Raw genomic sequence first — 12462 nt, 5'->3', positions numbered from 1 at the left:
GAACCTGCCTCAGCCCTGTTCCCGGTTATTGAGTTTTTCGAGATAGAGCAGGATGCCGCTATGATCGATATCGGCACCGCCGTCACCGACGAAGTCGTCGAACTCCCGCGTCACCTGCTGGGTAAGCGGCAGGTTGAGAGACAGATCCTTCGCCGTCGCCAGCACGCCGTTCAGATCCTTGAGCTGGAACTTGGAGGGACCGCCCGGCACGAAATTGCGCTTCACCATGCGCTCGCCATGCAGTTCCAGGATTCGGCTTTCGGCAAAACCGCCGCGAATGGCGTTGCGGAACCCTTCGCGCGAGGCGCCGCCCGCTTCCACCAGCATCATCGCCTCGGCAACCGCGCCGATGGTGATGGCGACGATCTGCTGGTTGGCGAGCTTGCAGAGCTGGCCCGCACCCGAGGGACCGACATAGGTGAGGCGGCCCATCGGTGCGAAAACATCCGCAAGACCCACGATCAGCGCCTCATCCCCACCGGCCATGATGGCGAGCGTACCGGCCGTCGCGCCTGGCACGCCGCCGGAAACCGGCGCGTCGACATGGTGAATGCCCAAAGACTGAAGCCGGGAGGAATGTTCCCGCGCAATCGGCGGCGCAATCGAGCTGCTGTCGATGACGACCGCCCCCTTTTTCAGCGCTTCGGCGACGCCGGCCGCAAACAGCACCTCGCCTACCGCCTTTCCGTCGCTCAGCATGGTGATGACGATATCGGCGCCCTTGGCGGCTTCCGCCGGCGATGACGCGACAACCGCGCCATCGGCAACCAGCGCCTCGGCCTTATCGACGCTGCGGTTCCAGACCGTGACCGAAAAGCCGGCGCCCAGCAGACGCCGGGCCATCGGCCCGCCCATCAGGCCAGTGCCGATAAAGGCGACAGACTGCTTCTTCTCCTCCCCGTCGACACTCATTTCAGTGAACCTCCCAGTTCGTCCTCGATATGAACCTGAATGATTTCTTCGAACGAGCTTTCAGCCGTAAAGCCGAGTTCGCGGGCGCGCTTGGCCTCGAAACCGGGGGCCCAGCCTTCGCACATGCGCATGATCATCTCGTTCGGCTCGCGGCGAATGAGGGCAACGGCCTTTTCGCCCGCGACCTTGCGTAACGCCTCGATCTGTTCGCCGACGGTGGCGCTGAGGCCGGGCATCGACAGGTTGCGGCGCGGGCCGACCTTTTCGACGTCGATCGTTGCGCCATGGATGAGGAAACCGACGGCCGAACGCGGCGAGGCATGCCAGTGACGAATGCTTTCCGGAACCGGCAGAACCGCTTCCTGCCCGACCAGCGGCTCGCGCAGAATATTGGAGAAGAAGCCGGAGGCGGCCGCATTCGGCTTGCCGGGACGAATGCAGATGGTCGGCAGGCGAATGCCAATGCCGTCAAAGAAACCGCGACGGCTGTAATCGGACAGCAGCAATTCGCAGATCGCCTTTTGCGTGCCATAGCTGGTCAAAGGCGTGGTGTGGAACTCGTCCGGGATCGGATAGGGGAGCGGCGCACCGAAGACGGCGATAGACGACGTGAAGACCACGCGCGGCTTGTAGCCGTCCTTACCATTGGCAATACGGATGGCGTCGAAGAGATAACGCGTGCCGTCGAGGTTGATGCGGTAACCCTTGTCGAAATCGAGCTCGGCTTCGCCGGAGACGATGGCGGCGAGGTGAAAAATGGCATCGGGGCGGGCTTCCACCAGCTTTTCGGCCTCACCCGGCGCGGAGAGATCGGCGGCACGCGCATCGACCTTACCGGGAAAACCGGCGGGCGCTTCAGGCTGGAACACGTCGATGAGCGTGAACTTGTCGATCGGCTTGCCGCCAAGCGATCCATCCTTGACGAGACGCTGCGTCAGCTTGCGGCCAACCATGCCTGCGGCGCCGATGATTGCGATATGCATGTCTTCCTCCTCTTTGTCCCGGCCATTCTCCCGAGACCGAAAAAACACCATCGGCCAGTCGACCGATAAATTAGCTTGTAAGGTTGTCTGATAACCTTATATGATCGGATTGAAAATAGTATTTTTTCACAAACCGGCAAAAGCAAGGGCGAAACAGCCCTGTCCGGAAATTTAGGGCGGATTGGACGGAGAGGGTGGAATGACGATCGTGAGCGAAACCGATATCGAGGAATTGCGGTTCTCGTTGAAGAACAGGCTCGGCGAGGCTTTGCTGCTGACATCGCAGGAAGACATGCTGCGCTATTGCCGCGACTGGCACGGCGATGTCACCAGCTCGGCCGTGGCCGTCATCCGCCCCCGGTCGACCAAGGAAGTCTCCGACACCGTTCGCGCCTGCGCGGAACTCGGCCTTGCCATCATCCCCCAGGGCGGCAACACCGGACTGGTGCTCGGCGGCATTCCCGATGCACCCAAGCATCAGGTCGTATTGAGCCTCGAGCGCATGAACGCCATCCGCACCATAGATAGCGACGATTTTTCCGCCGTCGTAGAGGCCGGCTGCATTCTCTCGGAGTTCAAGGATGCGGTTGAGGACAGGGGCATGTTCTTCCCGTTGTCGCTCGGCGCGCAGGGCAGCTGCCGCATCGGCGGCAACGTCTCCACCAATGCCGGCGGCATCAATGTCCTGCGCTACGGCATGACCCGCGAACTGGTGCTGGGTCTGGAGGTGGTCCTGTCCGATGGCACCATCTGGAACGGGCTGTCGACGCTGCGCAAGGATAATCGCGGAATCGATCTGAAGCAGCTTTTCATCGGCGCGGAGGGAACACTCGGCATCATCACGGCCGTTGCCGTCAAGCTTTATCCCAATCCCGAACATGTCGAGACGGCACTGCTCGGCCTCAATTCGCTTGACGATGCCATCAAGCTTTACCGCCGCGCGCGCCGCGAATGCTGCGACCTCATGTCCGCCTTCGAATTCATGCCGCCTGTCGCTTTCACGCTGGCGATCGAAGCGATCCCCGACCTGAAAATGCCGATTGCCGGCGATTACCCCGCTTATGTGCTGATGGAAATTTCAGGCTCCGGTCTGGTGGACACGGCCGACCTGATGGGACGCTTCCTAGAGGACGTGATGGAAGACGGGCTGGTGCTGGACGGCGTGATCGCTTCTTCACGGGCACAGGCCCAATCGCTCTGGCTGTTCCGCGAAGGCATGAACGAGGGCCAGGCGCTGCGCGGCGCGCATATGCGTACCGACATTTCCGTACCTTTGTCGAAACTCGCGGCTTTCGTGGCCGAAGCCGAGGCGGAACTGGCGGAAAAATTGCCGGAGTGCCTGGCGGTTTCCTATGGCCATGTCGGAGACGGCAACGTCCACCTCAACGTGCTGCCGCCGAACGGTTCGACACCGGAAGAGCGCGACGCCTTCATTTACAAGTCCAAGACACTCGTTAACGAGGTCCTCGACCGTTACGTCGGCAGCATCAGCGCCGAGCACGGCATCGGCCGCCTGAAACGCTCCGATTTCGAAAGCCGGCTATCCGACGTCCAGCGCCGGATGATCACCGGCCTGAAAAACACCTTCGACCCTGATTTGCGGATGAATCCCGGTTGCCAGATAACCCTGCAACCGGATAGCTAATCGAGGAACGGCAAAGGCGGCCGAAAACGCCGCCTTTGAAACCCCGCTGACGGCGAAGGAGGAAGTCGCCTGCCGCGGGAAAACGAACCAATCGTTTCTGTGGAACGGGAGCAACCATGACGCTGGAGTTCAATCAGATACATCGCAACGACCATCTGCCCGGCCGGATCGCCGCGGAGATTGCGCGCGAAATCAATGATTCGAAGCTCGGACCGGGTGACAGGCTGCCGACCGAACATGTTCTGGCGAAAACCTTCGGCGTCAGCCGTTCGGTCATCCGCGAAGCGATCGCGCAATTGCGCAACGAGGGCTTTGTCGAAACCCGGCAGGGCGTGGGCGCATTCGTCACAGATCCCCGGCAAAGACTGTCCATCCGCATCGAACGGTCGCGGCTGAACGATCCGGAAAATTTTCGCGATCTTTTCCAGCTTCGCATGCCGCTGGAAATAGAGGCGGCGGGGCTGGCCGCACTGCACCGCAGCCCGCAGCAGCTGACGCGGCTGGCGGCAGCCTTGGAAAAGATGAAAACCGCCGATGACTGGTCGACGGAAGGCGTTGCCGCCGATCTCGACTTCCACCGGATTCTGGCGGAAGCGACTGAGAACGAATATTTCCTGATGTTCCTCGGCTTCATCGCGGAACGCATCAGCTCCGCCATAAACATTGCTTTTTCTCGTGCGGTTTTTGGTGAAATTCTCGAAGTGACGATCGCCGAACATGTGGCAATCTACGAAGCCGTCGAGAAGGCCGATGCCACTGCCGCCAAGAACCCCATGCGCAAGCACCTGATCGGCGCAGCCAGCCGGGTCAATCTCGAACTGGATATCTTCTGAGCAGCACATGAGCACGCCGGTAAGCTATACGACAGGTTTACGACTTTCCGGGAATTGAGACGCGAAACACGATAATTTTGTCGGCGAGGCCGCTAGACTCGTAGCAAAAGTCATACTAAGAAGAATGGGATTAGGTTGTCAGACATCCAGACAATAAGACCGCAGGAGGCGGCCTGTCGGATGCTGAAGGGGAGGACTATATGACCGGTACAAGGTCCATCGACGCTACCGCAATTTTGCCTGAAGATTTCGAAAACGCGCTGCTCGTCGGCCGCGTCTGGTCGAAGAGCGAAGGCGGCCCCTGCCCCGTCCTGCTGAAGGGCGGCGTGCTTTATGACCTCACTTCGATTTCCCCAACCATGTCCGAACTTCTGGAAAAGACGGATCTGGTTGAGCAGCTCGCCGACACCGGCACTTTCGTCGCACTCGGCGCACTGGAAGCTTTTCTGGACGGTTCCGCCGGCGAACTCCTTGCTCCCAACGACATTCAGGCCGTGAAGGCCGCCGGCGTCACCTTCGCCGACAGCATGCTGGAACGCGTGATCGAGGAACAGGCCAAGGGCGATCCGCTGCGTGCGCAGGAAATTCGCGGAAGGCTGGCGCCGGTTCTCGGTGACAATCTCAAGGGACTTGAGGCCGGTTCCGAAAAAGCTGCCGAAGTGAAGAAACTGCTCCAGGAAATGGGCCTCTGGTCGCAATATCTGGAAGTGGGTATCGGGCCGGATGCGGAGATATTCTCCAAAGCGCAAGCCATGGCTTCTGTCGGCTGCGGCGCGCTGATCGGCGTTCATCCGAAATCGCAGTGGAACAACCCGGAGCCGGAAGTGGTGCTGGCCATCACCTCCGATGGCCGCATCGTCGGCGCGACGCTTGGCAACGACGTCAACCTGCGCGACTTTGAAGGCCGCTCCGCCCTGCTGCTCAGCAAGGCGAAGGACAATAACGCATCCTGCGCAATCGGTCCCTTTATCCGCCTGTTCGACGGCAACTTCACCATTGAAGATGTGAAGAAGTCGCAGATATCGCTTCTGGTCGAGGGCGAAGACGGTTTCACCATGACGGGCGTCAGCCCCATGGAGGCGATCAGCCGCACGCCGGAAAACCTCGCTTCGCAGCTCTTGAACCGTAACCATCAATATCCTGACGGCGCCGTCTTTTTCCTTGGCACGATGTTCGCGCCGGTGAAGGATCGCCATGGCCCAGGCCTCGGTTTCACCCACTCAAAGGGTGACCGTGTCGAAATCTCCACGCCCAAGCTCGGTAAGCTGATCAACTGGGTCACCACGACCGACGAATGCCCGGAATGGACATTCGGCACCGCGGCCCTGATGCGCAACCTGGCGAAACGAGGGCTGCTCTAGATATTTCTTCGGGAGGGGAAAATGCAAAAGACCATCAATCTCTTTTACCGGATTCTCGAAATCATTCTCGTCCTGCTGCTCGCCGGCATGTCGATCATGGTCTTCGTCAACGTCGTCATGCGTTATACGATGAATTCCGGCATCAACGTCTCGGAAGAACTGTCGCGTTATTTCTTCGTCTGGCTGACCTTCATCGGCGCCGTGCTGACCTTCCGTGAGAACAGCCACATGGGCATCGAAACGCTCGTGATGTTTCTCTCCCGTCGCGCCCGCATCGTCTGCATGATCGCGTCGAACATCATCATTCTGGCCTGTTCCGCCATCTTCTTCTGGGGCACCTGGAAGCAGTCCGGCATCAATGCCAGCATGCATGCACCGGTCACCAAGCTTTCGATGATCTGGGTCTATGGCGTCGGCATGTTCACCGGCGGACTGATGTTCATCATCGCGCTGGAGCGCCTGTACCGTCTTTTGACGGGTCGCGTCACGGAAGACGAAATCGCCCAGTTCGCGGGCGAGAACCTGACGATCGAACAGCTTTCGGAGCGCTGATACCATGACACTTCTCGTTTTTATCGGCTCTCTGCTGGGAGCCATGGCGATTGGCGTTCCCGTCGCTTTCTCGCTGATGTTCTGCGGCGTCGTGCTCATGTGGTACATGGGCATGTTCAACACCGCGATCATCGCCCAGAACATGATTTCGGGCGCCGACACCTTCACGCTGCTCGCCATTCCCTTTTTCATTCTGGCTGGCGAACTGATGAATTCCGGCGGCCTGTCGCGCCGCATCATTGATTTCGCCATTGCCTGCGTCGGCCATATCAGGGGCGGTCTCGGCATCGTTGCCATCGTCGCAGCCATCATCATGGCCAGCATCTCCGGTTCGGCGGCAGCCGATACCGCAGCTCTTGCCGCAATCCTCATCCCGATGATGGCCAAGGCCGGTTACAATATTCCGCGCTCGGGCGGCCTCATCGCCGCAGGCGGCATCATCGCCCCGGTCATTCCGCCGTCCATGGCCTTCATCGTTTTCGGTGTCGCCGCCAACGTCTCGATCACCCAGCTGTTCCTGGCAGGTATCGTTCCCGGCATTCTGATGGGCATTTCGCTGATCGTCGCCTGGCTGATCGTGGTGCGCAAGGACAACATCAAGCCGCTGCCGAAAACCACCGCCAAGGAACGTCTCGTCGCCACCGCGCGTGCCGGCTGGGCGCTCGGCATGCCCATCATCATTCTGGGCGGCATCAAGGCCGGCATCATGACGCCGACGGAAGCCGCCGTCGTGGCGGCCGCCTACGCGCTTTTCGTCGGCATGGTGATCTACCGCGAACTGAAGCCGGCGGATCTCTTCCACGTGCTTCTGCGCGCCGCCAAGAGCACCTCGATCATCATGTTCCTCGTCTGCGCAGCGCTCGTCTCCGCATGGCTCATCACGGCAGCGAACATTCCGAACGAAGTCGCAAGCTATATCGAGCCGCTGATCGATCGTCCGATGCTACTGATGGTCGTCATCATGGTGCTGGTCTTCATCGTCGGCACCGCGCTCGACCTGACGCCGACCATCCTGATCCTCACGCCTGTTCTGATGCCCATCATCAAGCAGGCGGGCATCGACCCGGTCTATTTCGGCGTTCTCTTCATCATCAACAACGCCATCGGCCTGATTACCCCTCCGGTCGGCGTGGTTCTCAACGTCGTCAGCGGCGTCGGCCGCATCCCGCTCGGCAAGGTCACGATCGGCGTCTGGCCGTTCCTCGTTGCCGAAACCATCGTCCTGGCGCTGCTGGTGATTTTCCCGGACATCGTCCTCGTACCGCTGCAGTATCTTCGTTAATCCGCAACCGCTTCTCGAACACAATCCAAGGGAGGATATTATGAGAAAGCTTCTTCTGACCACCACGGCAATCGCATTCGCCGTTGGCGCCGCAGCTCCGGCAATGGCCGAATTCAACAGCCGCAATATCCGCGTTTCGAACGGTATCAACCAGGATCATCCGGTCGGCAACGGCATCAAGGCCATGCAGGCCTGCCTCGACGACAAGTCCGGCGGCAAGCTGAAGCTGACGGCATTCTGGGGCGGCGCTCTCGGCGGCGACCTTCAGGCAACCCAGGCCCTGCGCTCCGGCGTTCAGGAAGCCGTCGTGACGTCGTCCTCGCCCCTCGTCGGTCTCATCCCGTCGCTCGGCGTCTTCGACCTGCCGTTCCTCTTCGCCAACGCCAAGGAAGCCGATGCCGTCATGGACGGAGCCTTCGGCGACATGATGAACAAGAAGCTGGAAGAACAGGGCCTCGTAAACCTCGCCTACTGGGAAAACGGCTTCCGCAACCTGTCGAACTCCAAGCATGCCGTGAACAAGTGGGAAGACTTCTCAGGCCTCAAGGTTCGCGTGATGCAGAACAACATCTTCCTCGACACCTTCCAGAACCTCGGCGCCAATGCAACGCCGATGGCCTTCGGCGAAGTCTTCTCGGCGCTGGAAACCAACGCGATCGACGCGCAGGAAAACCCCTATGTGACGATCGACACCTCCAAGTTCTACGAAGTGCAGAAGTACATCACCGAGACGAACCACGCCTATACGCCGTTCCTCTTCCTCTTCTCCAAGCCGATCTTCGACAGCTACACGCCCGAAGAACAGGCCGCCCTGCGTGAATGCGCAGTCGTCGGCCGCGACGAAGAGCGCAAGGTCATCCGCGAACTGAACCAGAAGTCGCTGGAGAAGATCAAGGCTGCCGGCCTCGAAGTGAACACGCTGTCTACAGAAGAGCAGACCCGTATCCGCGAAAAGTCGATGGTCGTCTACGAAAAGCACAAGGCTGAGATCGGTGCAGACGTCGTCGACGCCGTTCTGGCGGACCTGAAGAAGATCCGCGGCCAGTAATCCTTGCCGGATACAATTGAAAACACCCGGAGGTTCCGCCTCCGGGTGTTTTTGTTTGTGAAAATCACAGATGGAAAAAGGCTGCCGAAGCAGCCTTTCCAGAAGATCAGGACGCAGTGCGGTTCTGCCGGTTGGCGATAAGGTCTTCGACCACTGCCGGATCGGCGAGCGTCGACGTATCCCCCAGCGCACCAAAATCGTCCTCGGCGATCTTGCGCAGGATGCGCCGCATGATCTTGCCGGAGCGGGTCTTGGGCAGGCCCGGCGCGAACTGGATCTTGTCGGGTGTCGCAACCGGTCCGATCTCGTTGCGCACGTGCTTCACCAGCTCCTCGCGCAGCGCATAGTCGCCATTCTGGCCCGCCATCAGCGTGACATAACAATAAATGCCCTGGCCCTTGATGGCATGCGGGTAGCCCACCACGGCCGCCTCCGAAACGAGGTGGTGCGACACCAGCGCCGATTCCACCTCGGCGGTGCCAAGGCGGTGACCGGAAACGTTCAGCACGTCATCGACGCGGCCGGTGATCCAGTAATAGCCGTCCTCGTCACGCCGGCAACCGTCGCCGGTGAAGTACTTGCCCTTGTAGGTCGAGAAATACGTATCGACAAAGCGCTGATGATCGCCATAGACGGAGCGTGACTGGCCCGGCCAGCTATCGATGATGCAGAGATTGCCGTCGGCGGGTCCTTCCAGCACATTGCCCTCGGCATCGACGAGCTGCGGCTGCACGCCGAAGAACGGCCTTGTGGCCGAACCCGGTTTCAGGTCGGTCGCGCCCGGCAGCGGCGAAATGAGAATGCCGCCGGTTTCCGTCTGCCACCAGGTGTCGACGATCGGGCTCTTGTCCTCACCGACCACATGGTAATACCACTCCCATGCTTCCGGATTGATCGGCTCGCCGACCGTGCCGAGAAGCCGCAGGCTCTCGCGCGAGGAGCGCTGGACGAACTGGTCGCCCGCCCCCATCAGCGATCTGAGCGCCGTCGGCGCGGTGTAGAAGATATTGACCTTGTGCTTGTCGATGACTTCCCAGAAGCGGCCCTGATCCGGGAAATTGGGAACGCCTTCGAACATCAGCGTCGTCGCGCAGTTCGCAAGCGGCCCGTAGACGATATAGGAATGGCCGGTGACCCAGCCGACATCGGCCGTACACCAGAAAACCTCACCATCCTTGTAGTCGAAGACATATTCATGCGTCATCGACGTATAGACGAGGTAGCCGCCCGTTGTGTGCAACACGCCTTTCGGCTTGCCGGTGGAGCCGGACGTATAGAGGATGAATAGCGGGTCTTCCGCCCGCATCTTCACCGGCGGGCAATCCGGCTTCACGGTAGCGATTTCCTGATGGTACCAGATATCGCGGCCGGGCGCCCAGCCGGTCTTGCCGCCGGTGCGGCGCACCACCAGAACCTTGTTGACGATGACATATTGTTTGGCGGCAATATCGATCGCCTTGTCGGTATTTTCCTTGAGCGGGATCGGCTTGCCGCCGCGCACGCCCTCATCGCAGGTGATGACGAAGGTGGACTGGCAATCGACGATGCGGCCCGCCAGCGCTTCCGGCGAGAACCCGCCGAACACGACGGAATGGATGGCGCCGATGCGAGCGCAGGCGAGCATCGCGTAAGCCGCTTCGGGTATCATCGGCATATAGATGGTGACGCGGTCGCCCTTCTTGACACCGTGCTTCTTCAGCACATTCGCCAGACGGCAGACATAGTCATAGAGCTGGTTATAGGTGATCTTCTTGTCGATATAGGGGTTGTCGCCTTCCCAGATGATCGCCGTGCGCTCGCCATGCGTCTTCAGATGCCGGTCGATACAGTTATAGGAAACGTTCGTCAGGCCGTCCTCGAACCACTTGATCGGCACCCTGCCCTTGAAAGACGTGTTCTTGACCTTGGTATAGGGCTTGAACCAGTCGATCCGCCGGCCGTGCTTGTCCCAGAACTTTTCCGGATCCTCGACGCTCTCCTGATACCATTTCTGGTAACGCTCATTGTCGATGAGCGTGCGGGCCTTCGCCGATTTGAGAACCGGGTAGATTTTGGCAGACATGAACTCCTCCTGGAACCGATATGGCTTATGACGTGGCCCGAGACTCCCACCTCAGGCATGTGTTGAATTCATAGCAGTTCAAATCCGCACGGCAATTAGACAAAGGTCATTTGTTTCGCAAAGAATTGCAATTCTGATGCAATGCGGCTATAGAGCCCCCATATCCCGGAAATTAGTGGTTGATACCCACGGCCCGCGACACCGGCGCGGACGGACAGAAGGACTGTATCTATGGCTCAACAATTGCTCATGCCAAAGGCTACGGCTGTATGGCTGGTTGACAACACCGCGCTGTCGTTCGATCAGATCGCCACGTTCTGCAAACTGCATCCGCTTGAAGTCAAGGCGATTGCCGACGGTGAAGCCGCACAGGGCATCAAGGGTCTCGATCCGATTGCAACCGGACAGCTCTCCCGCGACGAGATCGCCCGCGCCGAAGCCAATCCCAACCACAAGCTCAAGCTTTCCGAGCCGAAGGTTCGCGTACCGGAATCCAAGCGCCGCGGCCCGCGCTACACCCCGGTTTCCAAGCGTCAGGACCGTCCGAACGCCATTCTCTGGCTCGTTCGCAACCACCCGGAACTGAAGGATGCGCAGATTTCGCGTCTCGTCGGCACCACGAAATCCACCATCGAGCAGATTCGCGACCGTACCCACTGGAACTCGGCCAACCTGACGCCGATGGACCCGGTGACGCTCGGCCTCTGCAGCCAGATCGATCTCGACCTCGAGGTCGAACGCGCATCGCGCGGCCGTCCGCTTCCGACCGCGGAAGAACTCGACAATACGCTGCAGCCGGCAACGGCGACGGAAGGCCTGGACTACAGCTTCCAGCGCGAGGAAGACGAGCAGATCGACGCCGATGCGGTCTTCAAGAAGCTCAGCTCGCTGAAGTCTACGCAGAAGGACGAAGACGAGGACGATCACTACTGATCGAACGTCTTTTAGAGTTTGAAAACCCGGCCTCAGCGCCGGGTTTTTTATTTGCAGCCTTATCGCGTACCGAAGATCGCCGAGCCTACACGGACACTCGTTGCGCCGAATTCCACGGCAGTTTCGAAATCGCCCGACATGCCCATGGAAAGCTTCTCAAGCCCACATTGTTTGGCAAGCTTCGCCAGAAGCGCAAAATGCGGACCCGGATTTTCATCCGCCGGCGGAATGCACATCAGTCCTTCGACCTGCAATTTCAGCTCATCGCGACAAAAGGCGACGAATGCAACTGTCTCACGCGGATCGATGCCCGCCTTTTGCGGCTCAAGCCCGGTATTGACCTGCACATAAAAACGAAGGCTGCGACCCTGTTTGCCGCATTCCTCGGCAAGCGCGCGGGCGATCTTCTCCCGGTCGACGCTCTGCACCACATCAAACAGCGCCACGGCATCCGCCGCCTTGTTGGACTGTAGCGGGCCAATCAGATGCAACTCGATATCAGGCGTCTTCTCTTTCAGCGCTGGCCACTTGCCCTGCACTTCCTGCACGCGGTTCTCGCCGAACACGCGCTGGCCGGCATCTATGACCGGCTGAATCGCCTCCGCCTCGAAGGTCTTCGAGACCGCGACGAGGGCAACATCCGCCGCCTTGCGTCCGGATTTTTCCGCAACATCGGCAATGCGCTGCCTGACATCCTCGAGACGTGCTTCGATTTCCATCACAAGACCTTCATTTGAACCATTCGCAACGCTAACTAGACGCCGATTGCCTTGATGCCAAGCGGGTTTAGCACCATTTGAGGCACGCTGACCAAGATTGAACGCCCGAATGCCCCGCCAAACTTGACGCCC

General features: G+C 59.7%; 11 protein-coding genes. 7 read left to right on the top strand and 4 right to left on the bottom strand.

Translation table 11 applies throughout. The features are described from left to right. Window positions 1-9 precede the first annotated feature (9 nt). On the bottom strand, window positions 10-912 hold the full coding sequence (locus EM858_RS09180; protein ID WP_127756505.1) for an NAD(P)-dependent oxidoreductase: 903 nt from the start codon (window positions 910-912) through the stop codon (window positions 10-12). Further along, window positions 909-1895 (bottom strand): D-erythronate dehydrogenase, encoded by a 987-nt coding sequence (gene denD, locus EM858_RS09175; RefSeq protein ID WP_127756504.1) that lies wholly within the window; start codon window positions 1893-1895, stop codon window positions 909-911. Before denD ends, EM858_RS09180 begins: the two co-directional genes overlap by 4 nt. Window positions 1896-2094: 199 nt before the next feature. Between denD and EM858_RS09170 the strand changes: the two genes are divergently transcribed. From EM858_RS09170 to EM858_RS09145, 6 genes are all read left to right on the top strand, one after another. Next, a complete protein-coding gene (locus tag EM858_RS09170; protein WP_127756503.1) occupies window positions 2095-3540 on the top strand; it encodes an FAD-binding oxidoreductase in 1446 nt (481 codons plus the stop codon). Between the two features lie 116 nt (window positions 3541-3656). Next, on the top strand, window positions 3657-4373 hold the full coding sequence (locus EM858_RS09165; protein ID WP_127756502.1) for a FadR/GntR family transcriptional regulator: 717 nt from the start codon (window positions 3657-3659) through the stop codon (window positions 4371-4373). Between the two features lie 200 nt (window positions 4374-4573). Continuing rightward, complete coding sequence (locus EM858_RS09160) at window positions 4574-5734, top strand: fumarylacetoacetate hydrolase family protein (RefSeq protein WP_127756501.1); 1161 nt, start codon at window positions 4574-4576, stop codon at window positions 5732-5734. Window positions 5735-5755: 21 nt separating this feature from the next. Further along, window positions 5756-6286: a TRAP transporter small permease gene (locus EM858_RS09155; RefSeq protein ID WP_080815535.1), complete on the top strand. Its 531-nt coding sequence runs from the start codon at window positions 5756-5758 to the stop codon at window positions 6284-6286. Window positions 6287-6290: 4 nt separating this feature from the next. Continuing rightward, window positions 6291-7568, top strand: coding sequence for a TRAP transporter large permease subunit (locus tag EM858_RS09150; RefSeq protein WP_127756500.1), 1278 nt, complete (start codon window positions 6291-6293; stop codon window positions 7566-7568). 40 nt (window positions 7569-7608) lie between these two features. Next, entirely contained in the window at window positions 7609-8616 is a 1008-nt protein-coding gene (locus EM858_RS09145; protein WP_127756499.1) for a TRAP transporter substrate-binding protein, read from the top strand. 106 nt (window positions 8617-8722) lie between these two features. Here the strand turns inward: EM858_RS09145 and acs are convergent, their stop codons facing one another. Continuing rightward, entirely contained in the window at window positions 8723-10678 is a 1956-nt protein-coding gene (gene acs, locus EM858_RS09140) for an acetate--CoA ligase (protein ID WP_003520300.1), read from the bottom strand. 231 nt (window positions 10679-10909) lie between these two features. Between acs and EM858_RS09135 the strand changes: the two genes are divergently transcribed. Continuing rightward, window positions 10910-11611 carry a DUF1013 domain-containing protein gene (locus EM858_RS09135; protein ID WP_003520299.1) on the top strand — a complete coding sequence of 234 codons (702 nt, stop codon included), beginning with the start codon at window positions 10910-10912 and terminating at the stop codon, window positions 11609-11611. A gap of 59 nt (window positions 11612-11670) precedes the next feature. On the opposite strand, the gene EM858_RS09130 is transcribed toward EM858_RS09135, so the two are convergent. Further along, window positions 11671-12330, bottom strand: coding sequence for a YggS family pyridoxal phosphate-dependent enzyme (locus EM858_RS09130; protein WP_164865378.1), 660 nt, complete (start codon window positions 12328-12330; stop codon window positions 11671-11673). Window positions 12331-12462: the final 132 nt, after the last annotated feature.

The organism is Agrobacterium sp. CNPSo 2736 (genome assembly GCF_004005385.1).
Lineage (GTDB): Bacteria > Pseudomonadota > Alphaproteobacteria > Rhizobiales > Rhizobiaceae > Agrobacterium > Agrobacterium leguminum.
This window is presented reverse-complemented; position numbering and strand designations above follow the sequence as displayed.

What these genes read in the sequence shown, in the direction of transcription:
- EM858_RS09180 (WP_127756505.1), bottom strand. Translation starts at nt 912, where the DNA reads ATGAGTGTCGACGGGGAGGAGAAGAAGCAGTCTGTCGCCTTTATCGGC.
- denD (WP_127756504.1), bottom strand. Translation starts at nt 1,895, where the DNA reads ATGCATATCGCAATCATCGGCGCCGCAGGCATGGTTGGCCGCAAGCTG.
- EM858_RS09170 (WP_127756503.1), top strand. Translation starts at nt 2,095, where the DNA reads ATGACGATCGTGAGCGAAACCGATATCGAGGAATTGCGGTTCTCGTTG.
- EM858_RS09165 (WP_127756502.1), top strand. Translation starts at nt 3,657, where the DNA reads ATGACGCTGGAGTTCAATCAGATACATCGCAACGACCATCTGCCCGGC.
- EM858_RS09160 (WP_127756501.1), top strand. Translation starts at nt 4,574, where the DNA reads ATGACCGGTACAAGGTCCATCGACGCTACCGCAATTTTGCCTGAAGAT.
- EM858_RS09155 (WP_080815535.1), top strand. Translation starts at nt 5,756, where the DNA reads ATGCAAAAGACCATCAATCTCTTTTACCGGATTCTCGAAATCATTCTC.
- EM858_RS09150 (WP_127756500.1), top strand. Translation starts at nt 6,291, where the DNA reads ATGACACTTCTCGTTTTTATCGGCTCTCTGCTGGGAGCCATGGCGATT.
- EM858_RS09145 (WP_127756499.1), top strand. Translation starts at nt 7,609, where the DNA reads ATGAGAAAGCTTCTTCTGACCACCACGGCAATCGCATTCGCCGTTGGC.
- acs (WP_003520300.1), bottom strand. Translation starts at nt 10,678, where the DNA reads ATGTCTGCCAAAATCTACCCGGTTCTCAAATCGGCGAAGGCCCGCACG.
- EM858_RS09135 (WP_003520299.1), top strand. Translation starts at nt 10,910, where the DNA reads ATGGCTCAACAATTGCTCATGCCAAAGGCTACGGCTGTATGGCTGGTT.
- EM858_RS09130 (WP_164865378.1), bottom strand. Translation starts at nt 12,330, where the DNA reads ATGGAAATCGAAGCACGTCTCGAGGATGTCAGGCAGCGCATTGCCGAT.